At 43.7% G+C, this 465-nt stretch carries 1 pseudogene; it reads left to right on the top strand.

The window, feature by feature from the left end:
• Window positions 1–359: 359 nt before the first annotated feature.
• Window positions 360–465 (top strand): annotated as a pseudogene (locus BOW53_RS13910) (IS30 family transposase); the annotation flags it as partial.

Below are 465 nucleotides of genomic sequence, written 5' to 3'. Positions count from 1 at the left end.
CGTGGGCAAAAAAGTTCGGTTGCATAGTCTGTGTACTGCGATTGAAAAGTTGTGTGTGTGTTATTATTGCAGATTAAGGTGGGTTTTTAGAGATTCCCTTAACACTATTTTTTGTAATTGGATGTCTCTACGAGCCATTTATTCGATGGCATTATAATAGAACCAGTCACTACCATCTCAGGGTTACGGATGGGGTGCTTGCACAGTTGGATAATATAGCGATCTTTCTTGTGTACCAGCCCCAAGGCATCCTTATATCAACAATCAAAACGTGCAACCATCTTGTTGCCAATGGTTACTCGGTTTTCGTAATTTCAAATGCCCAGCTTTCAGAAAATCGCCCTGCAGTCGTTGATAGAGGTACAGGCATTGGTGACTGGGAGGGTGATACTGTCATTGGCAAGGGGCGCAAAAGCGCACTATTGACGATGGTGGAGCGAAAAACACTGTATACCGTGATTGTCC

It is taken from the genome of Solemya velesiana gill symbiont, assembly GCF_002020805.1.
Classification (GTDB): Bacteria; Pseudomonadota; Gammaproteobacteria; order Chromatiales; family Chromatiaceae; genus Sedimenticola_A.
Note: the sequence above shows the minus strand (reverse complement) of the source record. Positions and strands in the feature narration are given on the sequence as shown.